The 25,474-nt window shown below is 72.5% G+C and carries 25 protein-coding genes; all 25 read right to left on the bottom strand.

The window, feature by feature from the left end; genetic code table 11:
- Positions 1–1,629, bottom strand: coding sequence for an iron ABC transporter permease (locus tag RB150_06805; protein MDQ7820242.1), 1,629 nt, complete (start codon positions 1,627–1,629; stop codon positions 1–3).
- Between the two features lie 77 nt (positions 1,630–1,706).
- A complete protein-coding gene (locus RB150_06810) occupies positions 1,707–2,729 on the bottom strand; it encodes an ABC transporter substrate-binding protein (protein MDQ7820243.1) in 1,023 nt (340 codons plus the stop codon).
- Between the two features lie 13 nt (positions 2,730–2,742).
- Complete coding sequence (locus RB150_06815) at positions 2,743–3,678, bottom strand: Cof-type HAD-IIB family hydrolase (protein ID MDQ7820244.1); 936 nt, start codon at positions 3,676–3,678, stop codon at positions 2,743–2,745.
- Positions 3,675–4,694 (bottom strand): Gfo/Idh/MocA family oxidoreductase, encoded by a 1,020-nt coding sequence (locus RB150_06820; GenBank protein ID MDQ7820245.1) that lies wholly within the window; start codon positions 4,692–4,694, stop codon positions 3,675–3,677. The genes RB150_06815 and RB150_06820 overlap by 4 nt, the downstream gene beginning before the upstream one ends.
- Positions 4,695–4,721: 27 nt before the next feature.
- Positions 4,722–5,546, bottom strand: a complete 825-nt coding sequence (locus tag RB150_06825; protein ID MDQ7820246.1) for a sugar phosphate isomerase/epimerase family protein — start codon at positions 5,544–5,546, stop codon at positions 4,722–4,724.
- Complete coding sequence (locus RB150_06830) at positions 5,546–6,328, bottom strand: TIM barrel protein (protein ID MDQ7820247.1); 783 nt, start codon at positions 6,326–6,328, stop codon at positions 5,546–5,548. The genes RB150_06825 and RB150_06830 overlap by 1 nt, the downstream gene beginning before the upstream one ends.
- Entirely contained in the window at positions 6,325–7,167 is an 843-nt protein-coding gene (locus tag RB150_06835) for a carbohydrate ABC transporter permease (GenBank protein ID MDQ7820248.1), read from the bottom strand. Before RB150_06835 ends, RB150_06830 begins: the two co-directional genes overlap by 4 nt.
- Positions 7,164–7,988 carry a sugar ABC transporter permease gene (locus tag RB150_06840; GenBank protein MDQ7820249.1) on the bottom strand — a complete coding sequence of 275 codons (825 nt, stop codon included), beginning with the start codon at positions 7,986–7,988 and terminating at the stop codon, positions 7,164–7,166. The genes RB150_06835 and RB150_06840 overlap by 4 nt, the downstream gene beginning before the upstream one ends.
- An 88-nt stretch (positions 7,989–8,076) precedes the next feature.
- A complete protein-coding gene (locus RB150_06845) occupies positions 8,077–9,360 on the bottom strand; it encodes an extracellular solute-binding protein (protein ID MDQ7820250.1) in 1,284 nt (427 codons plus the stop codon).
- Between the two features lie 95 nt (positions 9,361–9,455).
- Entirely contained in the window at positions 9,456–10,625 is a 1,170-nt protein-coding gene (iolM, locus tag RB150_06850; GenBank protein MDQ7820251.1) for a scyllo-inosose 3-dehydrogenase, read from the bottom strand.
- A gap of 28 nt (positions 10,626–10,653) precedes the next feature.
- The gene (locus RB150_06855; GenBank protein MDQ7820252.1) at positions 10,654–11,694 is read right to left on the bottom strand and encodes a LacI family DNA-binding transcriptional regulator; all 1,041 of its coding nucleotides are present in this window, start codon (positions 11,692–11,694) and stop codon (positions 10,654–10,656) included.
- A 272-nt stretch (positions 11,695–11,966) separates the two neighbouring features.
- Complete coding sequence (gene acpS, locus RB150_06860) at positions 11,967–12,368, bottom strand: holo-ACP synthase (GenBank protein MDQ7820253.1); 402 nt, start codon at positions 12,366–12,368, stop codon at positions 11,967–11,969.
- 56 nt (positions 12,369–12,424) lie between these two features.
- Positions 12,425–12,586: a Trm112 family protein gene (locus RB150_06865; protein ID MDQ7820254.1), complete on the bottom strand. Its 162-nt coding sequence runs from the start codon at positions 12,584–12,586 to the stop codon at positions 12,425–12,427.
- A gap of 9 nt (positions 12,587–12,595) precedes the next feature.
- Positions 12,596–14,515, bottom strand: a complete 1,920-nt coding sequence (gene glmS, locus RB150_06870; protein ID MDQ7820255.1) for a glutamine--fructose-6-phosphate transaminase (isomerizing) — start codon at positions 14,513–14,515, stop codon at positions 12,596–12,598.
- 456 nt (positions 14,516–14,971) lie between these two features.
- A complete protein-coding gene (locus RB150_06875) occupies positions 14,972–15,778 on the bottom strand; it encodes a WecB/TagA/CpsF family glycosyltransferase (protein ID MDQ7820256.1) in 807 nt (268 codons plus the stop codon).
- 6 nt (positions 15,779–15,784) lie between these two features.
- Positions 15,785–17,143, bottom strand: a complete 1,359-nt coding sequence (glmM, locus tag RB150_06880; GenBank protein MDQ7820257.1) for a phosphoglucosamine mutase — start codon at positions 17,141–17,143, stop codon at positions 15,785–15,787.
- 59 nt (positions 17,144–17,202) lie between these two features.
- Positions 17,203–17,862 (bottom strand): CdaR family protein, encoded by a 660-nt coding sequence (locus tag RB150_06885; protein MDQ7820258.1) that lies wholly within the window; start codon positions 17,860–17,862, stop codon positions 17,203–17,205.
- Entirely contained in the window at positions 17,859–18,671 is an 813-nt protein-coding gene (gene cdaA, locus RB150_06890; protein MDQ7820259.1) for a diadenylate cyclase CdaA, read from the bottom strand. The genes RB150_06885 and cdaA overlap by 4 nt, the downstream gene beginning before the upstream one ends.
- 10 nt (positions 18,672–18,681) lie before the next feature.
- Entirely contained in the window at positions 18,682–19,608 is a 927-nt protein-coding gene (gene argF / locus RB150_06895; GenBank protein ID MDQ7820260.1) for an ornithine carbamoyltransferase, read from the bottom strand.
- 14 nt (positions 19,609–19,622) lie between these two features.
- Positions 19,623–21,029 (bottom strand): cyclic 2,3-diphosphoglycerate synthase, encoded by a 1,407-nt coding sequence (locus RB150_06900; protein ID MDQ7820261.1) that lies wholly within the window; start codon positions 21,027–21,029, stop codon positions 19,623–19,625.
- A 95-nt stretch (positions 21,030–21,124) separates the two neighbouring features.
- Complete coding sequence (locus tag RB150_06905) at positions 21,125–22,291, bottom strand: LysM peptidoglycan-binding domain-containing protein (protein MDQ7820262.1); 1,167 nt, start codon at positions 22,289–22,291, stop codon at positions 21,125–21,127.
- Between the two features lie 194 nt (positions 22,292–22,485).
- Positions 22,486–22,881: a 30S ribosomal protein S9 gene (gene rpsI / locus RB150_06910; protein ID MDQ7820263.1), complete on the bottom strand. Its 396-nt coding sequence runs from the start codon at positions 22,879–22,881 to the stop codon at positions 22,486–22,488.
- Positions 22,882–22,886: 5 nt separating this feature from the next.
- On the bottom strand, positions 22,887–23,366 hold the full coding sequence (rplM, locus tag RB150_06915; protein ID MDQ7820264.1) for a 50S ribosomal protein L13: 480 nt from the start codon (positions 23,364–23,366) through the stop codon (positions 22,887–22,889).
- Between the two features lie 56 nt (positions 23,367–23,422).
- Positions 23,423–24,358, bottom strand: a complete 936-nt coding sequence (locus RB150_06920) for a LysM peptidoglycan-binding domain-containing protein (GenBank protein ID MDQ7820265.1) — start codon at positions 24,356–24,358, stop codon at positions 23,423–23,425.
- Positions 24,355–25,380 carry a sugar phosphate nucleotidyltransferase gene (locus tag RB150_06925; protein ID MDQ7820266.1) on the bottom strand — a complete coding sequence of 342 codons (1,026 nt, stop codon included), beginning with the start codon at positions 25,378–25,380 and terminating at the stop codon, positions 24,355–24,357. The genes RB150_06920 and RB150_06925 overlap by 4 nt, the downstream gene beginning before the upstream one ends.
- Positions 25,381–25,474: the final 94 nt, after the last annotated feature.

Raw genomic sequence — 25,474 nt, forward strand, 5'->3', positions numbered from 1 at the left:
TCACCCCACCGGCTGGCCCCGCAGCGCCCGGCCCACCGCGAGGCCGGTCAGCCCCACGGCGGCGAAGGTGACCGCCAGCAGCATGGTGGTCAGCGCCGCGGCGGCACCCCAGGTGTTGCTCTGGATCAGCCCCAGGATGACGAAGGTGGCCACCATCGTTCCCGGCGCCACCAGGAAGACCACGATGCTGACGTTGGTCACCGCCCGGATGAACGAGACGGCGAACGCCTCCACCAGCCCGCGCAGCAGCAGCGGCACGTACACGTCCAGCAGGACCCGCACGCCGCCGGCGCCGAGGTTCATGGCGGCCTCCTCGATGGCCCGCTCGATCTGCCGCAGCCGCGCCGCCGCCGCCTGATAGCCCATGGGCAGGTGCCAGAAGGCCAGCGCCAGGGCCACCAGCCAGGGCGTGCCGCCCAGGGGGGTGCGGTTGAAGGCCAGCACGAACCCCACGCCCACGAAGACGCCGGGCATCGCCCCCGGCAGGACCGCCAGGAAGTCCAGGGCGCGGCGCAGGGGGACGGCCCGGGACGTGAGGAAGGCGGCCACCACCCCCACCACGGCCGTGATGGCTCCGGCCAGGGCGCCGATCTTCAGGCTGGTCAGCAGCGTGCCGGCGCGCTCCCAGGCCAGGTGCCAGTGGTCGAACGTCAGCGACCAGTCCCGCCCCCACACGGCCGTGAACGCCCCGGCCACCACTCCCAGGTACACCAGGACCACCAGCAGGCTGACCAGGGCGCACACCGCCACCAGGGCCGCCCGCAGCGGCGCCGGCAGGGGCGGGCGGTCCAGCCGCGTGCCGCGGCCGGTCACGGTCACGTACAGCCGCCGGCTGACCCAGTACCGCTCCAGGAAGAACAGCGCCGTGGTCGGCACCAGCAGCATCGCCACCACCACCGCCGCCCCCGTCAGGTCGCCCATCCCCTCCATGCGGAACCACGCCTCGGTGGCCAGCAGCGGAAAGCCCCCGGCGATGAGGACGGCGTTGCCGAAGTCGGCCAGGACGGAGATGGCGACCACCAGCATGGCCCCGGCCACCCCGGGCCGCGCCAGGGCCAGGGTGACGCTGCGCAGCGCGGCCCACTCGTCCGCCCCCAGGTTGCGGGCCGCCTGCTCCAGGCTGGGGGCGATGGACTCCAGCACGCCGGCGATGATCAGCATGGCCAGGGGGAAGAACGCCACCGTCTGCACCAGCCACAGGCCCGGCCAGCCGAAGATGTTCACGTCCAGCCCCAGCAGGCCGCGGGTGATCAGCCCCTGGCGGCCGAACAGGAGGATGTAGGCGAAGGCCACCATGAACGGCGGGGCGAACAGCGGCAGCAGCGCCAGCGTCCGGAACAGCCGCCGCCCCGGCATATCCTCCCGGGTGACGGCGAAGGCGAAGATCAGGCCCACCCCCGTGGCGGTGGCGGTGGACAGGACCATCATGATCAGGCTGTTGCGCGCCGCCTGCAGCCAGCGCAGGCTGTGGGGAATCCCCAGGTAGTCTCTGAGGGTCGGGTAGGTGAGCACCCGCAGCGCCGGGTACAGGACGAACGCCCCCAGCGCGACGGCCGTGCCCAGCAGCATCAGCAGCAGCCCCGGGTCGGCGGCCTGTCGGCGGACCTCCTGCCAGCGCAGGACAGCCACGCACTCCACCTCGTCTCACACATCGGGCAACGGGCGGGCCGGCGTCCCGCACAGCAGACGCCGGCCCGCCCGGCCCTCTACCGGCCGATCTCCCGCGTCCACCGCTCGCGGACGCGCGCCTGGTTCTGGATCGCCCAGTCCAGGTCGTAGGCGACGAACTTCAGCTGCTCGAACGGCGTGGCCCCCATGGGCACGGGGACGTCCGCCCGCACGGGGTAGCGGAATCCGTAGCGGGCGTTGATGTCCTGGGGCACCCGGGTCATCAGGAAGTCCACGTAGGCCTTGGCGCCCTCGGGGTTGGGGCCGCCCTTGACGATGGACACCGCGCCCACCTCATAGCCGGTGTCCGGCGGCACCGTCACCTCCAGGGGGGCGGCCCGCAGCACCCGGGCGCCGATGGCCTCGTGGGCCCACATCATCCCCACGATGGCCTCTCCCCGCTCCAGCAGGGTGATGGTCCCCGGCGCGGTGGGGGTGTACTGGGAGGCGTTGGCGTTGAGGGCCCTCAGGTACGCCCACGCGCGCTCCTCGCCCAGCCGGAAGATCTGGGCCGCCACGAAGATGTACCCTCCCCCGGTGGTGACGGGGCTGGGCATCACAAAGTGGCCGCGGAACTCGGGCCGGATCAGGTCGTCCCACGTGGCGGGCTTGCGCACGCCGCGGGGCGCCAGCTCCCGCTCGAACCGCTCGGTGTTGACGATGATGGCCAGAGCCCCCAGGTACCACCCGTGCCAGTAGCCGTCGGGGTCCAGGTAGGCCGGGTTGATCTTGGCCTGGGCCGCCACCGGCGACCGGTACGGCAGCAGCAGCCCCTCCCGGGCCAGCGGGATGTGGAAGTCCCGGGATCCCCCCACGAACACGTCGGCCCGCGGGCGGTCCTTCTCGGTGCGGATCCGCGCCTGCAGCGTGCCCGCCGCGGGGACCACCAGGGCGTCCACCTGGATGCCGGTGCGGCGGGTGAACTCCCGGTGGATCAGCGACGTCTCCAGGTCCGGCAGCGCCGAGTACACCACCAGGCGGGGGGCCGGGGCGGTGGCGGCGGTGCCCGCCAGCGTCAGCACCCCCAGGATGACGGCCAGCAGTGCTGCCCCTCTGCGCATATTTCCCCCTCCTTCAGGATCCCGCCGCAGCCCCGGGCTGCGGCGGCGCCGTGTCCTGTCCTGTGCCCTGCAGCACACACCGCTCGATGACCTCCGCCAGCCCCTCCTCGTCGTTGGAGGCGGTGACCACGTCCGCCGCGGCCTTCAGATCGGCGGGCGCGTTGCCCATGGCCACGCCCAGCCCCGCCACCTGGATCATCTCCAGATCGTTGAGGTTGTCGCCCACGGCCACCACCTGCTCCAGCGGGATCCCCAGGTGGCGGGCCATCCACTGCAGCGCCGCGCCTTTGGACGAGCCCTGGGGCAGCACTTCCAGGTAGGTGTCCTCGGAGAACACCGTGTGGATCTGCCGGGGCAGCTGGCGGATCCGCGCGCGCACCCGCTCCAGGTCCGGCCGCGCCCCGATGATGAGGATCTTCATCGGCGGCGCGGACAGGACGGCCCGCAGGTCGCCCACCACCTCCACGGGGATGCCGTCCTTGCGCCGGTACTGGTCGGTGATCTCGCTGGGCCGGGCCGTGTACACCCGGTCGTTCACGTACAGGTGGGGCTGGACCTCCGGGTGCTCCCGCAGGACGTCCAGCACCGCCCGGGCGTGGTCGACGTCCAGCGGGACGCGGCGCAGGACGGTGCCGGTGGCGAAGTCGTAGACCAGGCCGCCGTTGTACAGGATGATCGGCGGGTCGGCGCCCAGGCGCCGGACGTAGGGTTCCGCCGACGGCCACATGCGCCCGGTGGCCAGGCACACCCGCACGCCCCGCCGCCGCGCCGCCTGCACCGCCGCCCGGACCCGGGGGGTGATCTCCCGCGTGCTGGTCACCAGCGTGCCGTCGATGTCGGCCACCACCAGGCGGTAGCGGGGCGCGCCGCCTTCCCCCGGCTCCGGAGTCCCCGCCGGCCCAGCGCCCGTGGCGACCACCCTGGGGGGAGGCTGTGCGCGCCCGCTCACCGCGCCTCCCGGGCGGGGGCGGAGTCCCGCGGTTCTTCCAGCGGCAGGCGGACGGGCTGACCGGTGCGCACCGCCCGGTAGGTGGCCTCCACCAGCTCGGTGGCCCGGTAGCCGTCGTCGGCGGTCACGGCGGGCGGCCGCTCGCCCAGGCACGCGTCGATGAACAGCCGGTCCTCGGCCACGTATCCCCACTTGCGCTCCACAGGCATCTGGAAGCAGTCCACCGCCTCCACCTGCTCCCGCGCTCCCGGCGAAAACCACGCCCGCTCCAGTTCCTCGGTCACCACCGTCTTGTGCTCCCCGTAGATCTCCACCCGCTCGTAGGGGAACAGCCAGCTGGTGTGGGCGACGCTGGTCAGCGACGCGATGACCCCGCTGCGGTAGCGCAGCAGGACCACAAAGCCGTCCAGCTCCCGGTAGACGCTCTGGCGGGCCCACCCCGCCAGTTCCTCCACCTCCCCGAACAGGAACCGGCCCATGTCGAACAGGTGGACCGGGGTCTCGTACAGGTAGCCGCCAGTGACGGAGGGGTCGGAGGTCCAGGGGGGCTGCTGCAACTCCCCGCGATTGTGCTTCATCTGGGCCAGCAACGGCGTGATCTTCCCCTCGTCAATCAGGCGGCGGGCAAAGCGGTAGACGTTGGCGAAGCGGCGGTTGAAGCCCAGCTGGTAGATGCCCCGGGACCGCCGGGCCGCCTCGCGGATGCGCCAGGCGTCCGGCAGCGTGGTGGCCATGGGCTTCTCCGAGAAGACGTGCAGCCCCTCCGCCAGGCCGCGCAGGACCGGCTCCACGTGGGCGGTGTTGGGCGTGCACACGTACAGGGCGTCAAGCCCCTCCCCCAGCAACTGGTCCAGCGACCCGAGGGGGCGGGCCTGGACCTCGGCGGCCAGCCGCTGGGCGGCCTGAGGGACCGCGTCCGCCACGGCCACCAGCTGGGCCCGCGGGTCGGCCTTCAGGTTGAGGGCGTGAAGGCGGCCGATGAATCCGCACCCCAGGATCCCCACCCGCACCGGCATACGGTCCTCCCTTCTCCCCCCGAGGGGTCAGTCTCCAAACAGCGCCTCCATCTTCGCCCGCGCCGCGCGGGCCAGCTCCACCGGGTCCCACCGGTAGTACTCCGGCCGGAACAGTTCCACCGAGTACACGCCGCGGTAGCCCAGCGCCTCCAGCCGCCGGACCAGCTCCCGCAGGGGGATCACCCCGTCCCCCGGCAGCAGCCGGTGGGCGTCGGTGAGGGCCTGCCGGGGGCCCGGTTCGGCGTCGTCCAGGTGCACAACGTACAGGCGGTCGGCCGACAGCCCCTCCAGCATCTCCCACGTCGATCCTCCCACGTAGAAGTGGAAGGCGTCCAGGACCAGACCCACGGCGGGGTGGGCCACCGCGTCCACGATGCGCCGGGCGGCCGCCAGGGTGTTCACCGAGCAGTCGGCAAACCCCAGAAACTCGAACCCCACCCGCACCCCGTAGCGCTCGGCCACCTGGGCCAGGGCGCGCAGGGCGTCCACCGTCAGCGCCTCGATCTGGTCCGGGTCGGGCGCGTCCGCCCGCGGACTGGGCACCGCCACCACGTAGGGGCAGTCCAGCGCCGCCGCCCACTCGCACAGGATGCGGCAGCGGCGCAGCACGGCCTCCCGCGCCGCCCCCGCGGCCAGCGTGGACTTCTCCAGGGCGTTCAGGCTGGCCACCTCCAGCCCGGCGTCGGCGATCTGCTGGCGCAGGGCGTACAGGGTGCCGCCGCCGTCCAGGTACGCCTGCAGCTTGGTGTCCCGGATCTCCAGCGCCTGGTAGCCGGCCTCCCGGGCCGCCCGCACGTCGGTCAGCAGGTCGGCCGGTCCCGTGGTGGCTCCGTTCAGCCCGAATCTCGGCATCAGGCGTCCAGCACCTCCCGGCAGCGCCGCAGCGCGCCGCGGACGTCGGCGGTCGGCCAGCACTCCAGGCCCAGCGCCCCGCGGTAGCCGCCGGCGCGCAGGCGGTCGAGCACCGCGCGCCAGGGGATCACCCCGCTGCCGGGCTCGCCGCGGCCGGGCACGTCGGCCACATGCACGTGCCCCGCCCGAGCCGCGGCGCCCTCCAGCCGGTCCAGCAGGTCATCGTGCGTCACCCACATGTGGTACACATCCAGCAGCAATCCCACCGCCGGATGGCCGACGTCCTCCAGTAGCGCCAGGGCATCGGGCAGGCTGTCCAGGAAGTAGCCCGGATGGTCCAGGACGGAGTTCAACGGCTCCACCAGCAGCCTCACCCCGGCCGCCTGGGCCAGATCGGCGGCCCGCCGCAGCCCCACGACCGCCGCCTCCCACTGTGCAGACCGGGGGCGGTCGGAGCGGGCGTACCCCACGTGCACCACCAGCAGCCGCGTGCCCAGGCGCCGTGCCACCTCCAGGGACGTGCGCAGGTGCGCCAGGGCCGCCTCGTGGCCGGCGGGATCCAGCAGGGGCTCCTCAAAGGTCGTGCCGCTGAAGGCCACCGCCGACATCCCCAGGTTCTCTAGCTGCGCGGCCAGATGGTCGATGTTCCGCTCCCGCCAGTCCCAGAATTCCACCAGCCGGAAGCCCTCTTCGGCCAGCAGCCCCAGCGCCGGCTCGGCGGGCCGTCCGGCCCACAGGGCGTCCAGGCAGGGACACAGTTCCCCTCCCCCGGATGCGCTCACGCCTTCTCCCGCACCGCTCCAAAGGTCAGGGCTCCGATCACGTACCGGCGCGCGAAGACCAGCAGCAGGATCGGGACCACGGCCGCGATGGTCCCCACCGCCGCCATCTCATTCCAGATGATCTCGAACTGGGTCACCAGGCTGGCCACGCCGATGGGGAAGGTCTGCGACCGCGGCGTGGCCGTCAGGATGAACGCGAACATGAACTCGCTCCAGGCGAGGGCGAAGGTGATGACGGCCGTGGCCAGCAGCGCCGGCGCCAGCTGGGGGAGGAGGACGACGAAGAATGCGTACCAGCGGGTGGCGCCATCCACCAGCGCCGCCTCTTCGATCTCCATGGGCACTTCCAGCAAGAATCCTCGCAGCATCCAGGTGGCAAAGGGCAGGCTGAACACGGTGTACAGGAGCACCAGGGCTCCCAGGCTGTCGTACAGTCCCAGCCGCCGGACGATATCGAAGAACGGGATGACGACCACGATGGGCGGCAGAAAACGCAGGCTCAAAATCCAGTTGAGGAGCCCGCGGCGGAACGCGGGCGACACCGGCAACCGCGTCACCGGGTAGGCGATGAGCATGGCGACCACCAGGGCTGCCCCGACGGCAGCCAGGCACGCCGCCAGACTGTTGCGCAGGAGGACCAGAAATCCCCGCTGCAGCATGACCGATCTGAACGCGGCCACGGTGGCATCAAGGGGCAGCAACGTGGGAGGGAACCGGTAGAACTCCGGCAGCGGTTTGAGGGCGGTCACCACCATCCAGTAAAAGGGAAACAGGTACACGGCCGTCAGAACGGCCAGGACGGCCCCCGTCACCATGCGCCACAGACCCACCCGGCTCACGCGCTCACCTCGCGCACCAGGTACCGTCCCAGAACCGCAAAGGCCAGCGAGGTCACCAGCAGGACGAACAGAGACAGGGCGGCCGCGTAGCTCAGGTTGAAGAACTTGAAGGCCACGCGGTACAGGTACAGGCTGAGGAACTCGGTGGTGGCCCCCGGTCCCCCCGCGGTCAGGACCTGCACGTGGTCGAAGACGCGAAAGGTGTCGGTGAACCGAAACACCAGGACCAGCAGCAGCAGCGACTGCAGGTACGGGAACTCGATATGCCAGAACAGCCGCCAACCGTCGGCTCCGTCCACCCGCGCCGCTTCCACCGTGTCGGCCGGAACCGCCTGCAGTCCTGCAAAGCACACCAGGAAGACAAAGGGCATCCACTGCCACACGTCGACGCTCAGCACGGCGAACATGGCCGTGGCTGGTTCTGAGAGCCACAGAACGTCTGACGAAATGGCCCCCAGGCGGAGCAGCAGGACGTTGAGGATGCCGTAGGTGGGGGTGTAGATCAGCCGCGCGATCACACCGGCGGCCACTGGCGGAGTGACCATCGGGATCAGGAAGAGCACGTAGACCAGCGCCCGGGCCCAGCCGCTGTGGATGGTCCGATGGACCAGCAGCGCCAGTGCCAGTCCCAGGGTGAGCTCGGTGGCCAGGGCCGCCGAGACGTACACCCCCGTCGCCCGCAGGGATGCAAAGAACTGCGGGTCCTCCAGCGCCCGGGCAAAATTGTGCAGGCCGACGAACTCTCCCGTGCGGTAGTTGCGCAGGCTGAGGCCGACGTTATACAGAAGCGGGTACACCACCAGCGCGGCCAGCAGGGCCACGGGCGGCGCCACCAGCAGGTAGGGGGTCAGCCGACGCCCCAGACGTGTGGACAGAGGCCCGGGGGCGATCAGCCCCCGGGCCCCGACCTCACCGATAGTAGCCGGCCTCCTTCATGTGACGCTCGATTTCCCGGGCGGCCTTGGTGATGGCTTCCTCGGGTGTCTCGATACCCGCCAGCGCGGCGTTCACGTGGGTGCCCAGGATGGCTTCCACCGCAAACCACTCCTGTGTCCGGGGCCTCCACTCGGCCGGGGCGGCCAGCGAGTCGGCCATGGCCTTGAAGAACGGGAAGCGGCGGTTCAGGTCCGCGTCCTGCAGAATGGACCGCCGGAACGGAATGCCACCGCCCAGGGCGTACGGCCGCTGCACGCGGGCGCTGGTGGCCCACAGGATGAACTCGTATGCCCACCGCTGGTTGCGGCTCGCTTTGGGAATGGCCAATAGCCAGTTCCCCATCAGGGGAGCGTGCTTGCCTCCCGGTCCCCGCGGGGCCAGCGTGTAACCCATCTTGCCGATGACCGTGGACACGGCCGGGTTCTCGACGATGTCGGTGATCTCTGCCGGCCAGATGAACCCCTGCGCCGCCCGCCCGGTGGCGACCTCCCGCGCCCGCTCGGCGGCATCATAGTTGGCCACACCCGGCGGCGCGTACTTCTTCAGTTCCACGGCGAAGAACCGCAGCGCATCCACCGCTTCCTTGGAGTTGAGCACCACCCGCCAGTTGTTGTCAAAGATCCGCGCCCCGAACGACAGCAGGACCGGCGTGAACTCGGAGATGACCGGGTTCCCCTTGGCGCCGCGGATCACGAACCCGTAGAAGGGCTTGCTGGGATCGTGGACCTTGCGGGCATTGGCAATGACGTCATCCCAGGTCTGAGGCGCCGGCAGCAGGTCCTTGCGGTACATGAAGAATTCGACGTTGCCCACCAGCGTGATCGCATACAGCCGGCGCGGCTTGCCCGCTTCCCCGGGCGGAATCGGACCCCGAGGCGGCGGCCAGGACCCCAGGTCGTAAACCACCGGGAAGATGTCCGGGTCCCGCTGGTACCCGAAGGTCTGATCCAGGGGCACCAGCCAGCCCTCGGACCCGAACTTCGGCATCCACGGATCGTCAGCGATCAGGAGGTCGAAGGTGGGCGCGTTGGCCTGGAAGGCCGTCACCAGCTTCTCGTACAGGGTCGGGTAGGGGAATTCGACGAGCTCGACTTTCACCCCCATCTCCCGTTCCCACATGGGCAGGATTGCCTTCAGCCCCTTGGTCTCACCCCCGGCCACCACGGCCATGGTGAGCTTGGCGGGCTTGGGCGGCAGCCCCGGTGCGGCGACAGCGGTGGAGGCCACCGCCAGCGCACCGACAAGTAACACAACCATCCTGGCCATTCTCCCACGCATCCTCTCGCCTCCTCGAACTGATCTCACGTCACTCCCTCCGCGCTCACCCCCCTTCAGCGATCGGCCCGCCGGCCTCACCCCCGGATCATGATCTTGCCGTCCTCGCGCCGGGTGGCCTTCCGCAGGGCCTCCACGGCCCGATCCAGGGGGAACCGGCTGGTGATGATCGGCGTCAGGTCAATGCGCCCCGCGGCCATGAGCTTGATCACGTTGGGGAAGTTGCCGTAGCCCGAGTGCCCCTGGGCGCCGTAGATCTGGGCCGCGTGGGTCTGGAAGTGCTCCAGGTACACGGGGGTGCGCTCGGCGGCCCGGCCGATCATGACGATCTTGCCGCCCACCGCCAGCGACGCCTCCATCTCCGGGATGGTCCGGGCCGGCGCCCCGGCGGCCTCCACGTGCAGGGCCGCCCCCTCGCCCTCGGTGAGGTCCAGGATCGCTTCGCGGGGGGATGTCCCCTGGCGCTCCAGCTCCACGGGGTTCAGCACGACGTCCGCCCCCACCTGGCGCGCCAGGTCCTGGCGCACCGGACTCACTTCGAAGGCGATGATCTTCGCCGCGCCCGCGGCCCGGGCCAGGGCGATGGCGGCAAAGCCGATCGGCCCCGTGCCGAAGACCACCACGTGGCCGCCGGGCTTGAACCCCTCGGCGCGGGTGAACATGGCGTTGTAGGCGACGCTGGTGGGCTCGCACAGCGCGCCGGCCTCGTAGGCCCGCTCGACGCTGCCGTACCGCTCGGCCAGGGCGTTGATCTTCCAGCAGTACTTGGCCCCGATGACGATCCGCTCGGCCTGGGCGCCGTTGATGGTAAAGCCGATCTCTTCCAGGCGCTGGCACTGGTTGGGATAGCCGTTGCGGCAGGGGACGCACTCGCCGCACCAGATCATCTCCTCGCAGGTGACCATGTCCCCGGGCCGCAGGTCCCGCACCTCCCGGCCGACCTCCAGCACCTCGCCGCTGAACTCGTGCCCGATCACCACGGGAAAGCGCGTGAGCCCCGGGTACAACATGTAGCCGTCGGGGTCGGTCTCATAGAAGTGCACGTCGGAGCCGCAGATCCCGCAGGCCCGGGGCCGGATGACCACGTCCTTGGGGCCCGGCACCGGATCGGGCAGCGTCTCCAGGCTCACCCGCGGCCGCCGCCAGACGCTGCTGCCGGTGATGGCGGTGCGGGTGGCCTTCTCCCATTCGGTCAGCCGGTATCCCGGCCGGGGATCCCACTCGGCTGTCAGCACCAGTGCTTTCATGATCCCTCCTCCGTGTGGGGCGCCACGCTCACGCCCGCGTTCTCCCGCCGGGCGGGATGATCACCGCCCGGCGAGCCCCGCAGGAATCCCGGACGATCAGCTGTGGCTCCAGGACGATGCGCCGGCCCGCCGGGGACTCTCCGGCCATCAGCTCCAGCAGGCGCTGCATGGCCAGCTGGCCCATGCGGTACTTCGGCTGCGCCACGGTGGTCAGAGCCGGCGACACCAGAGAGGCGAACGTGATGTCGTCAAATCCCACCACCGCCACATCCTCGGGCACCCGCCGGCCGGCCGCGCGCAGAACCTCCAGGGCCCCGATGGCCATGAGGTCGTTGGCGGCCACGATGGCCGTGATGTCCGCTCGCCGCCGGAGCCACGCCTCCACCGCCCGCCGGCCGCCGTCGGCGGTGAAGTCCCCCTCGCCGACCAGGGCGCCATCGCGGGGCAGACCCGCGTCGGCAAGCGCCTGCTCGTAGCCGCGTCGCCGCTCCTGCGCCACCCGGACCGACGCCGGTCCGGCGATGTGGGCGATGCGCCGGTGGCCCAGCCGCAGCAGGTGCGCGGTGGCCTCGTAGGCCCCGTGGTAGTTGTCCACCAGGACCGCGTCGATGCGCACCCCGTCCACGTCGCGGGCCACCAGGACCACCGGCCGGCCCTCGCGGCGCAGCGCCCGCAGGTGCGCGGTGTTGGTGCCGGCCGTGGCAAAGATCACCCCGTCCACCCACCGCTTGCGCAGCAGGTCCAGGTAGGCGCGCTCCCGGGCGAGGTCCTCGTAGGTGTTGCACAGAAGGACCGCATACCCGTGCTGGCTGGCGACGTCCTCAATGCCGCGGGCGATGGCCGGGAAAAAGGGGTTGCTGATGTCGGGGACGATGAGGGCCACGGTGCGGGAGGCCCGCTTTTTCAGGCTCTGGGCGATGACGTTCGCCTGGTAGCCCAGGGCCCGGACGGCCTCCAGGACCCGCCGGCGGGTCTGGGGGCTCACCCGGTGGGCGCTGTGGTTGACCACCCGGGAGACGGTGGCCACCGACACCCCGGCCCGCCGGGCCACGTCCCGGATCGTCGCCACCGTCTCCCCTCCCGCGCCGCCGGTGGAAAACGTTTACCAGGTTTTTCGGTGCGCCCGCGGGAATCTCCTGCCGCCCCGCCGCGGTGACAGTCACCCTCAGCGTGGGGCAACCATTTAGAACACCACCTCCCCCTGGGCAACGACAAGTCCCCCGGTCGGGGGAAGACACGGTGACAGTCACCGAGCCAGGAGCGTATAAGCTATATACTCGCGCGCAGGGAGGTCGTGGGCACGTCGCCTGATCGGGCGATCACTCCAACAGGGGACGTGACCTACGGCATCGAGGCGGGGGTGGGCGGGGCGAGGGCGACCGCGCTGGCCAGGGCCAGGTGGCGGGTGTGAGCGAGGCTGACGAGCACGTGGGCCACGCCCTGCCGGTCGGCGGCGGCGCGGGCGTGTCCGTGGAGGGCCACCACCGGCTTGCCCAGGGGATCATGGAGGATCTCAATCTCCCGCCACCCCATCGTCCTCCACCCCAACCCCAGCGCTTTCATGACCGCCTCCTTGGCGGCAAACCGCGCCGCCAGGCGCATGCTGCGGGCGCGGGGCGCGCGGGCGCGCTCCAGTTCGGCGGCGGTGAACACCCGGCGCGCAAACGCGTCGCCCCACCGGGCCAGGGCGCGCTCCACGCGCCTGACCTCCACCAAGTCCACGCCCACGCCGCAGACCACCATCGGCGCTCCTTCCGCTTTCCCCTGACCCGCGCCGCCCGGACCCCCGGTCGCCGCGGTCATCCAGGCAGTTCCGCCTCGTCAATCAGCATGACCGGAATGCCGTCGCGGATCGGGTACCGCCGCCCGCAACGGGTGCAGACGATGCGGTCCCCGCGCAGCTCCACCGGCGCCTTGTCCAGCGGGCAGGCCAGGATCTTCAGCAGCTCCTCGTCGATCATGGGCCCTCCTCACTCCACCGTCACGCTCTTGGCGAGATTTCGCGGCTGGTCGATGTCGTTCCCCCGTTCCCGGGCCACGTAGTAGGCCAGCAGCTGCAGGGGGATGATGGCCAGCACCGGCGCCAGCTCGTCCCGGGTCGGCGGGATCCGCACCACGGTGTGGGCGTGCTTGTCGATCTCGCCGTCGTCATCGTAGGCCACCGCGATCACCTCGCCGCCCCGCGCCTTGACCTCCTCAATGTTGGACAGGGTCTTGTCGTACACGTGCCGCTGGGTCGCCAGGGCCACCACCGGCACGCCCGGCGCCACCAGGGCCAGGGTGCCATGCTTGAGCTCGCCGGCGGCCAGAGCCTCGGAGTGCACGTAGGAGATCTCCTTGAGCTTCAGCGAGCCCTCCAGGGCCACCGCGTAGTCCAGGCCCCGCCCGATGAAGAAGACGTGCTCTCGGTCCGCGATCCGGCGGGCCAGCGCCTCCACCTGCGGCGCCCGGTCCAGCACCTGCTGGGCCTGGGCGGGCAGCGCCTTCATGGCGGCCACCAGCGCCAGCGCCTCTTCCCGCGCCAGGACCCCGCGGCGCAGGGACAGGTCCAGCGCCAGCATCTGCAGAGCCACCAGCATGGAGACGTATGCCTTGCTGCTGGCCACGGCGATTTCCGGGCCGGCCCGGATGTACAGGACGTCGTCGGCCTCGCGGCTGAGGGTGCTGCCGACCACGTTGGTGACGGCCACCACCCGCGCGCCCCGCCGGCGCAGCTCCCGCACCGCCGCCAGGGTGTCGGCCGTCTCTCCCGACTGGCTGATGGCCACCGCCAGGCTGTGGGGACCGATGAGCGGATCGCGGTACCGCAGTTCGGAGGCCAGCTCCGGCTCGGCGGGGATCCGCGCCCAGTGCTCGATCAGCCACCGCCCCACCAGGCCGGCGTGGTAGGCCGTGCCGCACGCCGTGATCCAGACCGCGCGCAGGTCCCGGACGAAGGCGTCGGTGTACCCCACCCCGTCCAGCTCCACCACCCCGGGGACGTCCAGCCGGCCCATCATGGTCTCCTGCAGGGCCCGCGGCTGCTCGAAGATCTCCTTGAGCATGAAGTGGGGGTAGCCTCCCCGCTCGGCCATCTGCGCGTCCCAGGTGATGTGCACCGGCTGCCGCCGCACCGGGGTGCCGTCCAGGCGCTGGATGCGCACGCCGCCCGCCGTCAGCACGGCCAGCTCGCCGTCCTCGATCACCAGCACGTCCCGGGTGTAGGGCAGCAGCGCCGGGATGTCCGACGCCAGGACGGTCTCGCCCTGGCCGATCCCCACGATCAGCGGGCTGATCTGCCGGACGGCCACAATCTGGTCGGGGGCGTCGGCGCTCATCACCACGATGGCGTACGCTCCCCGGGTGCGCGCCACCGCCCGGCGGACGGCCTCGTCCAGGGGAAGGCGGAGGCGGCGGTCCACCACCGCCTGGCGGGTGCCCGGCGGCGCCGCGCCGCTTCCCGCCGGGTCGTCGCCCTCCCGCCCGGGCGGCCCCGCCAGTTCTTCCTCGATCAGGTGGGCCAGCACCTCGGTGTCGGTGTCCGACCGGAAGGTGTGGCCCCGCGCCTGCAGCTCCTCCCTGAGGGGGAGGAAGTTCTCAATGATCCCGTTGTGGATCACCACCACCCGCCCGCGACAGTCGGTGTGGGGATGCGCGTTGGCGTCGGTGGGCAGGCCGTGGGTGGCCCAGCGGGTGTGGCCGATACCCACCGTTCCCTCGGGGAGAGGAGGCTGCCGGGTGATCTCCTCCAGGCGGCTGAGCTTGCCCGCCGTCTTGCGCACCTCGATGCGGCCGTCGGCCAGGACCGCCACGCCCGCCGAATCGTAGCCACGGTACTCCAGCCGTTTCAAACCGTCCAGCAGGACCGGCAGCGCGCTCTGCCGGCCGATGTATCCCATGATGCCGCACATGATGCCCTCCTGCGGACACTGTTCCCCGAATGGACAGACCGGATGTCAGCTCCGGCCGCACAAGACCCGCGCGGCGCGCCGACGGCGCCGCGGGATCCATTCGTGTGTGCGACCTGGTCCTGGCAGCCTTCTGGGCCGGAGTTGCCTCCGGGGTTTGGCGGCTGCCTTGCCTCCGACGGGCGTCGGAGGGGTGCAGGCCGGGACCACCGGCCTAGGGTCACCCGCCGATGCGGTCACCGCCCGGATCATCACGCCGATGACCGGGCGGGCCGTCCGAGATCCCCTCCCTCGTCACCCCTGGCGTGGGACTGCGGACGGGGGCGTCTGGTCCACCGGTCCGCCCCGCACAACCCGCCTTCCGCGCCAGGGGCCTGGCGCTGCGGCACCTGACCTGCGGCTTGCTCTCACCTCCCCCGCCCGCACGGGTGCCGGCGGGCCCTCTCAGTAGACCACACTTTAGCATCCCTGTCCATTGAGGTCTTTTCCCCTCTCCCGGCGCAGCCGCGCCTTCAGCGCCAGCACCATCAGGTGCGGGAGCGCCGCCGCCGTCCGCCACCGGCGCCGGGGCTCCCGGGCGATCCGGTACGCCCACTCCAGCCCGGCCCGCTGCATCCACGCCGGCGCGCGGCGCACGCGTCCCGCCAGCACATCCAGCGTCCCCCCCACGCCCATGCTCACCGGCACGCCGAGCGCCGCCCGGTGCCGGGCGATCCACATCTCCTGGCGCGGAAACCCCAGGGCGACCAGCAGCACGTGCGGGCGGGCCGCCCGGATCTGGACCAGGACGGGAGCGTCGTCGGAGAAGTAGCCGTGGTGGACGCCGGCAACCTGCAGGCCCGGATAGCGGCGGCGCAGCGCCTCCGCGGCGTCGTCGGCGACCCCCGGCGCCGCCCCCAGCAGGAACACGCGCCAGCCGGCGGCGGCCGCCTCCGCGCACAGACGCTCGGCCAGCTCCACGCCCGGCACCCGCACGAAGGGGGGGCGGCCCAGAATCCGCGCCGCCACCAGCACGCCGACCCCGTCGGGCACCACCAGCGACGCCTGCGACAGGATCGAGCGCACGGCCGGATCCCGAGCGGCGGCCACCAGCATCGCCCCGTTGACCGTCACCACCTGATGCGGGCCGCCGGAGGCGATCAGGGCGGCCACCCGCTCCACCGCCTGGTCCAGGGTGACGTGGTGGACCCGAACCCCCAGCAGTTCGGAGGCGGGCGGCTCGCGGTCGGCGGGAACGCGGCCGGGAGGATGCGCGGCCGATGCCACCGGGCGCTAACCCCGTGGGGCCTCCAGGCGGCGGCCGCCCAGCTCGCGGGCCACCACGTCCGCCAGATGGTCGGCCAGGGACGCGGCCTGGGCGGCGTCCTCCGCCTCCACCATGATCCGCACCAGGGGCTCGGTGCCCGAGGCGCGCACCAGCACGCGCCCCCGCTCGCCCAGCGCCCGCTGCGCATCGGCCACCGCGCGCGCGATGGCCGGGCGGGTGTCCAGAGCCGCGCGGTCGGCCACGGCCACGTTGACCAGGACCTGGGGCAGCCGCTCCACCACCGCGGCCAGTTCCGACAGACGTTTGCCGGTCTGCAGCATCACGTTCACCACCTGCACCGCCGTCAGGGCGCCGTCGCCGGTCGTGGCGTGGTCCAGGAAGATGATGTGCCCGCTCTGCTCGCCGCCCACCGTCGCCCCGACCTGGCGCATCCGCTCCAGCACGTAGCGGTCACCGACCCGGGTGCGCTCCAGGGTGATTCCCGCCCGGCGCAGGGCCCGTTCCAGACCCAGGTTGGACATCACGGTGGCCACCACCCGCGCGCCGGGCAGCCGTCCCCGGGCGTGCAGGTGGAGGGCGCAAATGGCCAGCAGGCCGTCCCCGTCCACCACGGCGCCGGTCTCGTCCACCGCGATGACCCGGTCGGCGTCCCCGTCGTGGGCGAATCCCACGTCCGCCCGGCGGTCCCGCACCGCCTGGGCCACCACATCGGGGTGGGTGGAGCCGCAGCGGACATTGATCCGCGCGCCGTCGGGCGTGTCGTTGATGGGAATCACCGTGGCGCCCAGCGCCTCCCACAGGGCAGGGACGGTGCGGCAGGCCGCGCCGTGAGCGCAGTCCACCACCACCCGCAGCCCGGCCGCCGGGGCGACGGCCAGGGCCGCCAGGTGGTCCACGTAGAGGTCGGCGGCTTCGGGGATGTCCTCGGCGCGCCCGACCTGCAGGCCCACGGCCCGCCGCAGGTCCGGCGAGTCCAGCAGGGCCTCGATGGCGTCCTCGACGGCGTCGGGCAGCTTGAAGCCGTCGCGGCCGAAGAACTTGATGCCGTTGTCCTCCACCGGGTTGTGGGAGGCCGAAATGACCACCCCGGCGGTCGCCCCCAGCCGCCGGGTGAGGTACGCCACGGCGGGCGTGGGCAGGATCCCGCCCCGCAGGGCCTGGCCGCCGGCCGAGCAGATGGCGGCCACCAGCGCCGCCTCCAGCATCGGCCCGCTGAGGCGGGTGTCGCGGCCCACCAGGAACTGCCCGCCGCCGGCGGGACTCAGCAGGTGGGCCGCCGCCCGCCCCAGGCGCAGGGCCAGCTCGGGCGTCAGGTCCACGTTGGCGACGCCGCGCACGCCGTCGGTTCCGAACAGACGGCCCACCGCGCCCCTCACCGGTCGGGCGCCTGCAGCCCGCCCGCGCACATGCTCCCGTGCACCTGCTATCCTCCCCGGCGGACGACCACCACCACCATGTCCGGCCGCAGGTCGACCACCGTCACCTGCTCGGGCGCCACCACCTGGGGCCGCACCCGCCGGCGCCCCTCGGACAGGTCGGCCCCGTCCACCACCGCCACCAGGTCGTCGGGCCGGAGCCGGCTGACCACCGCCACCGGCCCCTGCACCTGCACCGCGATGGTGGACGGCTCCACGCGCGCCACCACCCCCGGCGGGACGTTCTGCACCCGGACCCGCACGCCGGGGACGACCCGGGCCGCGATGGCCGGCACCACCTGCACCGCCACCCGCACGCGGGCCGGGCGGGCCATTCCCGACGGCGCGTCCACCGCCACCTCCCGCACCACATCCCGGGTGGCCCCGGTCACGTCCACGGCCTCGGTGCGCACGGCGTCCAGGGCGGCCAGCTGCTCGGCCACGCCGGTCACGACGACCGTGGGCGGGGTGACCCGGACGCCCAGCATGCTGTACCCGTAGGCCGGCTCGCCCTCGATCCGGGGGATCACGGCCACCACCTTGGAGGTGACCTGCGGGCCGCGGGGCGGGCGGGTGGACACCACATAATACCAGGAGGTCACCGCGATGAGAAACGACAGGAGCAGGAGCAACTGCTGCTCGCTGAGCAGAGGGCGGCGCAGTTTCATGAGCGGCGGATCGTCCTCCACCACCGCCACGGGCCCACGGCGGCCGCCGGGCCGGGCGCCGTCAGTTCCAGCAGGGCGGCCTTCACCTGTTCCTCCGACAGTCCCCGGATCAGCTCGCCCTCCCGGGCCAGGCTGATCGTCCCGGTCTCCTCGGACACGATCAGGCTCACCGCGTCGGTCTGCTCGGTGATCCCGACCCCCGCCCGGTGGCGCGTGCCCAGGAGGCGGGCCAGGGACGGGTTCTCCGACAGGGGCAGCAGGCAGCCGGCGGCCACCACCCGGTTGCCGCGGATGATGGCCGCCCCGTCGTGCAGCGGGGAATTGGGGAAGAACAGGGTGATGAGCAGCTGCACGGTGACCACCGCATCCACCCGCACGCCGGTCTCGATGAAGTCCTCCAGCCCCGTCTGCCGCTCCAGGACGATCAGCGCGCCGATCTTGCGCAGCCCCAGGATGCGCGCGGCCCGGGCCAGGTCGTTGGCCAGCCGGATGCGCTCCTCCCGCCCCAGGGCGTGGGGTGTGAGCCCGCTGATGAGCACGCCGCCGCGTCCGAGCTGCTCCAGCATGCGCCGCAGCTCGGGCTGGAAGATGACCAGCAGGGCGATGGGGATCACCACGCCCAGGTACTGGAGGACCGACTGGAGCGTGTACAGGCCCAGGGCCCGGCTGACGGCGTAGGCCGCCACCAGAATTCCCAGCCCGATGACCAGCTGCACCGCCCGGGTGCCCCGGATCAGCAGCAGCAGCTGGTAGACCAGCAGGGTGACGATGAGGATGTCGATGATGTCCTGCGGGCGGATCTCCGGCACGGGTCCTCCGTCACAGCACCAGGGCCAGCAGCGCCTTCTGGGCGTGCAGGCGGTTTTCGGCCTGGTCCAGGACCACCGAGCGGGGGCCGTCCAGCACGTCGTCGGTGATCTCCTCCCCCCGGTGGGCCGGCAGGCAGTGCATGACCACCCCGTGAGAAGCCGCCAGCGCCACCAGGGCCGCGTTCACCTGGTAGCCGGCGAAGGCAGCGAGCTTACCCGCCCGCTGGTCCTCCTGGCCCATGCTCACCCAGACGTCGGTATAGATCACGTCGGCCCCGCGGACGGCCGCCTGGGGATCGGTGCCCACCTCCAGGCGCGCTCCCGTCCGGGTGGCGATCTGCCGGGCCCGGGAGACGATGGCGGGGTCGGGCGCATACGCGGGCGGGGTGGCCACCGTCACCGACAGGCCCACCTTGGCGGCGCCCAGCAGCAGCGAGTGGCACACGTTGTTGCCGTCGCCCACCCAGGCCACCCGCAGGCCGTCCAGACGGCCGAACCGCTCCCGGATGGTGAGCAGGTCTCCCAGGGTCTGGCAGGGGTGCTCCCGGTCCGACAGGCCGTTGATCACGGGCACCGCGGCGTGTTCGGCCAGCACCTCCACCGTGCGGTGGCTGAAGGTGCGGGCCATGATCCCGTGCACCCAGCGGCTGAGGTTGCGGGCCACGTCGGGCACGCTCTCCCGGACCCCCATCTGGATGTCCTGGGGGCCCAGGTACACGGCGTGCCCGCCCAGCTCCAGCATGGCCACCTCGAACGTGACCCGCGTGCGCAGGGAGGGCTTTTCGAAGATCATGGCCAGCACCTTGCCCGCCAGAGGCCGCGGGTGGTCGGGCGACCCGCGCCGGCGCTTGAGGTCGGCCGCGGTGTCGAGGATCCAGGCCACCTCCTCGGGGGAGAGGTCGTCCATGCTGACCAGGTCGCGGCCCCGCAGGTCCACGGTCGCCTCCGCCGCTACTGTCCCCCCGCCCGCGCGCCCTCCCGCACCCACCGGGTCAGGATCTCCTCCAGGGTGGGCCGGGTCCGCTCCCGCAGTTCGTAGCGCACCCGCACCGCCGGATGCCGCAGGGCGATGACCCGCCGCAGGTCCACGGGCGTGCCGATGACCACCACGTCGCAGTCGGCGGCGGCGAGGGTCTGCTCCAGTTCCCGAATCTGGGCCGGGCTGTAGCCCATGGCCGGCAGGACCGCGCCCAGGTGGGGGTAGCGGGCGAACACCTCGCGGATGGAGCCCACGGCATACGGGCGCGGGTCCACCAAGGTGGCGCCGTGGGCCCGGGCGGCCAGCACGCCCGCGCCGTAGGACATCTCGCCGTGGGTGAGGGTGGGGCCGTCCTCCACCACCACCGCCCGCCGCCCCGCCAGCAGGTCGGGACGGTCCACCTCCAGGGGCAGGGCCGCCTCGATGACCACCGCCTGGGGATTCACCCGCGCGACGTTGGCGCGCACGGCCGCCACGTCGTCGGGGCGGGCGGTGTCCACCTTGGTGATGACCACCACCTGGGCCATCCGCAGGTTGGTCTCCCCCGGGTGGTAGGTGAGCTCGTGGCCGGGCCGGTGGGGATCGGCCAGCACGATGTGCAGGCCCGAGCGCACGAAAGGGAAGTCGTTGTTGCCGCCGTCCCACACCAGCACGTGGGCCTCCCGCTGCGCCTGGCGGATGACCTCCCGGTAATCCACGCCGGCGTACACCACCGTCCCCGCCGCCAGGTGCGGCTCGTATTCCTCCCGCTCCTCGAGGGTCACGGGGATCCGGTCCAGGTCCTCCAGGGTGGCGAACCGCTGCACCCGCTGGCGGGCCAGGTCGCCGTAGGCCATCGGGTGGCGGACGACGGCCACCCGCAGCCCCAGGCCCCGCAGGATCTGGGCCACCCGGCGAGTGGCGGGGCTCTTGCCGGCGCCGGTGCGCACGGCGCCGATGCTCACCACCGGCACCCGCGCCGTCAGCATGGTGGCCCGGGGGCCCAGCAGGACCACGCTGGCGCCGGCGGCCAGCGCCAGGGAGCTGACGTGCATCACGTGCTCGTGGGAGACGTCGCTGTAGGCAAACACCACCTGGTCCGCCCGCAGGCGGCGGATGAGGTCGGCCAGCTCCTCCTCGGGGTAGATGGGGATCCCCTCCGGGTACAGGGGCCCGGCCAGGTCGGGAGGGTAGATGCGGTTCTCGATCTCGGGGATCTGGGTGGCCGTGAACGCCACCACCCGGTACTCCGGCCGATCCCGGTACACGACGTTGAAGTTGTGGAAGTCGCGTCCCCCCGCCCCCAGGATGATGACCCGGGTGGGGGGTGCAGAGCGGGACGGGCGCGCGAGGCCGCGCAGGGGTCTCCGGGCGCGCCGTCGGGCGGTGGTCCTGGGCATCGGGGCTCCCAGAAGCGTCGGACTGTCCTGCTGACCTTGTTCTGTGCAAAGACTGTCAAACCCTGGCACCGGCGCGCGGGCCAGTCCAGCGCAGGTCAGGGAGCCAGCCGCCGGGCGCCCACGTAGCGGGCGGCGTAGTACGGCTCATCCAGGGACGAGACGGTGACCTGGCGGGCGCTGCTGGAGGCGTGGATGAAGCGGCGGTCGCCCAGGTAGATCCCGACGTGGGACGCACCGGGGGCGTAGGTGGTGAAGAAGACCAGGTCGCCCGGCCGCAGCTGGCCCGGGGGCACCGGGACGCCCAGGCGGAAGTAGTCAAAGGAGCGCAGGCGGGCCAGCTCGGGCGCGAACGCCGAGAAGACCAGGTAGACGAACCCCGAGCAGTCCAGCCCCCCTGCCGACGCGCCTCCCCAGACGTACCGGGTGCCCACGTACTGCAACGCCTCCCGGACGATCACCGCCGCGGCGGGCTGGGGAGAGGCGGGGATGGGTGGCGGCGGGGTCAGGTCGGCGGCGCGGATCCAGCCGGTGGTGTCGTCGGGCAGGCGCACCTCGTACCACTCGTCCCGGCGACCGACCACCTGCAGCGGGGTCTGAGCCGCGGCGACGGCCAGGGTGGTGAAATACGACGCCGGGCCCCGGCGCACGCGGACGGGACGGGGCGCGCTGATCTCATCGCCGGTGTCCAGGTCAGGGATCTGCGGGGCGGGCGCGGGCTCGGGGACCGGCAGGCGCAGGCGCACGGTCGGGCCGGGCGGAGGAATGCGCACGACGACGCGGGCGCCGGGGACCACCAGCCTCTGGCCGGGGTGGATCAGGTCCGACCGCAATCCGTTGGCGCCACGCAGGGCGTGGACTGTGACGCCGAACCGGCGGGCAATGCCGTACAGCGTGTCCCCGCGGCCGACGGTGTAGCGCAGGCTGATGCGGCGGACCTGAACGGAGGCCAGGTCGGCGCGCGGCCCGCGGGCAGAGGTCTGGACGGATGGGGGGGCAATGCGCGGGGCCGCAGACGGCCGCACCGGGCGGACGCCGGCCGCCGGGATGCGCAGGACCTGGCCGGCGCGGATGCGCGCGGGGTCGGCGATCCCGTTGGCCGCCGCCAGGGCGTCCACGGGCACGCCGTAGCGCAGGGCGATCCGGTACAGGGTCTCGCCCGGCCGGACCACGTGAGCCGACGCCGACGCCGGGGCCGGCGGGGCCAGCGGGCCCGCCAGCGCCAGCACCAGGACGGCGGCGGCGGAGACGGTGCCCAGGCGCATCGGCGGATCGGTGGGGTTGCGGTACTACGTGTGTACCCGCGTCCGCCGCGCGCCTAGACCCCCCGCAAAAGCGCGACGGCGGGACCCACAGGTCCCGCCGTCCTGCGCCTCTCCCGCTGGTACCCGCTGTGTGCTCACCTACCCTCTCCCTGGCGAGCGGGCCAGGGTGAGGGACTTCGTGACCCTGCCCAGAGTCAGCGCTTGGAGTACTGGAACGCCTTGCGCGCCCGCTTGTGCCCGTACTTCTTGCGCTCCTTCATCCGGGGATCGCGGGTCAGCAGGCCCGCCTTGTGCAGCAGCGAGCGCAGGGATGCGTCCAGGCTGGCCAGAGCCCGGGCGATGCCGTGCCGCAGCGCCCCGGCCTGTCCGGAAATCCCTCCGCCGTCGACCGTGGCCACCACGTCAAACCGCCCCTCGGCCTTGGCCAGCTGCAGAGGCTGGCGGACGAGGCTCTGCAGCGTGGGCCGCGGGAAGTAGGATTCGGCCGGCTGGTCGTTGACCACGATCTTCCCGCTGCCGGGCAGCAGGCGCACCCGCGCCACCGCTTCCTTGCGCCGCCCCGTGGCGGTCGCCACCGCTTCCACAGCCATCGCGCTCACGTCTCCGTCCCGTCCGATCCCTGATCTCTGACCGCTGATCGCCGGTCCCGCAGGTCCGCCATTTCGGGCTTCTGCGCCCGGTGAGGGTGCTCGCTGCCCCGGTAGACCTTCAACCGGCGCAGCATCTTGCGCCCCAGGGAGGTCTTGGGCAGCATCCCCCAGACCGCCTCGGTGATGACCCGCTCCGGGTCGGTTCGCAGCAGCTGGCCCAGGGTGGCCTGCTTGAGCCCGCCCGGATAGCCGGTGTGCCAGTACACCTTCTCCTGCTGGGCCTTGCGGCCGGTCAGCCGCACCTTGGCCGCGTTGATGACGATCACCCCGTCGCCCACGTCCATGTGCGGGCTGAACTCGGGCTTGTGCTTGCCCCGCAGGAGTGTCGCCACCCGGCTCGCCAGGCGGCCCAGGACCATCCCCTCGGCGTCGACGACGTGCCACCGGCGGACGACAGAGCCCGGAGCAGGCTGGAAGGTTTTCACAGGTGCAGCGCTGCGTGACACGGCGGGGACCATTGTACCGGCCACCCCCCGCCCCGTCAATTGCGCGCCGACAGGTCGACCAGGCGCCGCACCCCGAGGAAGCGCTCCCGGTACAGCGGGTCGTCCAGGGAGGTGACGGTGACCTCGCCCGCGGCCGAGGAGGCGTGGATGAACAGGCCGGCGCCGATGAAGATCCCCACGTGGGACGGCCCCGGCTCGTCGGTGGTGAAAAACACCACGTCGCCCGGCAGGATCGCCTCCGGCCGGACCGGCCGGCCGAGGCGGAAGTAGTCGTAGGAGGTCAGCCGCCCCACCCCCGACAGGTACGGGGCGAAGACCCGGTGCACCAGCCCCGAGCAGTCCATCCCCGCAGGCGACTCGCCGCCCCAGCGGTAGGGGACGCCCAGGTACCGGCGTGCCCGCTGGACCAGATCCCACGCCGCCGTTCCGGCCGCCGCCGAGCGCGCGAACGCGGCCGGGGGCACCGGGATCGGGCGCGGGGGAGGTCCGTGGCGGCGCGCCAGCACCTCCACTCCCCGCCGGGTGGGAATCGCCAGGCGCTGGCCGGGGTGGATCCTGTCCGACCACAGCCCGTTGGCCCGGACGATCCACTCGACGGGGACGCGGTAGCGGCGGGCGATGGCCAGCAGGGTGTCGCCCCACCGCACCCGGTGGACGGCGACCACCAGCGCCGGACCCCGTGATGCAGCGGCCGGCCGGGTGCCGGAGGAAGGAGGCCGCCGCGAGGCCGGCCCCGCCGGCACCCGCAGGACCTGCCCGGGGACCAGTCGTTCCGGATCCGAGATTCCGTTGGCCCGCGCCAGGGTGTTGGCTGGCACCCCCAGGCGGGCGCCGATGGCCCACAGGGTGTCGCCCGGGCGAACTACGTACGTCTGTGCCCTGGAGGAGGCGCCGGCAGGCCCGGAGAGGGCGAGCAGTCCACCCAGCAGGATCGCGAGGGCGGCGGGTAGAGCAGGCAGCCGGTGCCTCATGGCGGCATCGGGTCTCTGCCCGCGCCGCCTGCCTCTCCAGACGCGCCCTCCACGCGCGAGGCATCGCCGATGTTGACCCGTCCCCGCACCCCGCGCACCGCCGCGCCCTCGCCCACCACCGAGGCGGTCAGGTGGGCGTCTTCCACGACCGCCCGCGGCAGGAGGATCGAGTCCCGGACCGTGGAGTGCACCACCCGGACCTCATCCCCCACGCACGCATGGGGGCCCACCACCGACCCCTCGAGGGTCGCCGAGGAACTGACGTAGGAGGGGGGGATCACCGTCCCGCCCAGCCCCTCCGGGACCGGCGGGGGGTCCAGCGCCAGCAGGTCCCGGTTGGCCTGCAGCCACGCCTCCACGGTCCCGCAGTCGTACCAACGCTCGACCGCAAACGGCCGCATCGGCACCCCCCGGTCCAGCATCAGCTGCAGCCCGTCGGCCAGCCAGAACTCCCCCCGCTGGCGGCGGTCTTCGGCCACCAGCCGCTCCAGCGCCTCGCGCAGGGCCAGGGTGTCGGTGATGTAGTAGACGCCGATCACCGCCAGGCGGCTGGGCGGCACCTCCGGCTTTTCCACGATGCGCCGGATCAAGCCCTCCCGGTCCACTTCCACCACCCCCAGCCGCCGGGGGTCGGCCACCTCCTTCACCCCGGCCAGGGAGTGCGGGCCGCGCACCAGGGCGGCCAGGTCGCCCTTGACGATGGTGTCGCCGAAGATGATGACCGCCGGCGTGCCGTCCAGGTACTCCCGGGCCACGTAGACGGCGTGGCCGTTGCCCAGGGGCTGCTCCTGCCAGACGGCGCGCACGGTCAGGTGCGGATAGCGCCTGCGGGCGAAGTCGATCACCCGCTCGCCCAGGTAGCCCAGCACCAGGATGACCTCGTCGACGCCGCAGGCGGACAGCTCGTCCACGATGTGGGCCAGGATCGGCCGCCCGGCCACCGGCAGCAGGGCCTTGGGCTGGGTGAAGGTGTGGGGCCGCAGCCGCGTCCCCATCCCGGCGGCGGGGATGATGGCCTTCACGGGTGTGAGAAATTCTCCCGGGCCGCCCTCCAGGCCTGTCTGCCTACCCAGGTCCATCCCCGCGTCGTCAGGTCCCCGCCCGGTGCGGCACCGC

The organism is Armatimonadota bacterium (assembly GCA_031081675.1).
Classification (GTDB): Bacteria; Sysuimicrobiota; Sysuimicrobiia; order Sysuimicrobiales; family Kaftiobacteriaceae; genus Calidihabitans; species Calidihabitans tengchongensis.

Bases quoted from the DNA above. Each gene is read 5' to 3' on its own strand.
- RB150_06810 (MDQ7820243.1), bottom strand. From the start codon at position 2,729: ATGCGCAGAGGGGCAGCACTGCTGGCCGTCATCCTGGGGGTGCTGACG.
- rpsI (MDQ7820263.1), bottom strand. From the start codon at position 22,881: ATGGCTGTGGAAGCGGTGGCGACCGCCACGGGGCGGCGCAAGGAAGCG.
- RB150_06905 (MDQ7820262.1), bottom strand. From the start codon at position 22,291: ATGCGCCTGGGCACCGTCTCCGCCGCCGCCGTCCTGGTGCTGGCGCTG.
- RB150_06900 (MDQ7820261.1), bottom strand. From the start codon at position 21,029: ATGCCCAGGACCACCGCCCGACGGCGCGCCCGGAGACCCCTGCGCGGC.
- RB150_06885 (MDQ7820258.1), bottom strand. From the start codon at position 17,862: ATGAAACTGCGCCGCCCTCTGCTCAGCGAGCAGCAGTTGCTCCTGCTC.
- RB150_06820 (MDQ7820245.1), bottom strand. From the start codon at position 4,694: ATGCCGGTGCGGGTGGGGATCCTGGGGTGCGGATTCATCGGCCGCCTT.
- iolM (MDQ7820251.1), bottom strand. From the start codon at position 10,625: ATGAAAGCACTGGTGCTGACAGCCGAGTGGGATCCCCGGCCGGGATAC.
- acpS (MDQ7820253.1), bottom strand. From the start codon at position 12,368: ATGGTGGTCTGCGGCGTGGGCGTGGACTTGGTGGAGGTCAGGCGCGTG.
- glmS (MDQ7820255.1), bottom strand. From the start codon at position 14,515: ATGTGCGGCATCATGGGATACATCGGCCGGCAGAGCGCGCTGCCGGTC.
- RB150_06845 (MDQ7820250.1), bottom strand. From the start codon at position 9,360: ATGGTTGTGTTACTTGTCGGTGCGCTGGCGGTGGCCTCCACCGCTGTC.
- RB150_06920 (MDQ7820265.1), bottom strand. From the start codon at position 24,358: ATGAGGCACCGGCTGCCTGCTCTACCCGCCGCCCTCGCGATCCTGCTG.
- RB150_06865 (MDQ7820254.1), bottom strand. From the start codon at position 12,586: ATGATCGACGAGGAGCTGCTGAAGATCCTGGCCTGCCCGCTGGACAAG.
- RB150_06825 (MDQ7820246.1), bottom strand. From the start codon at position 5,546: ATGCCGAGATTCGGGCTGAACGGAGCCACCACGGGACCGGCCGACCTG.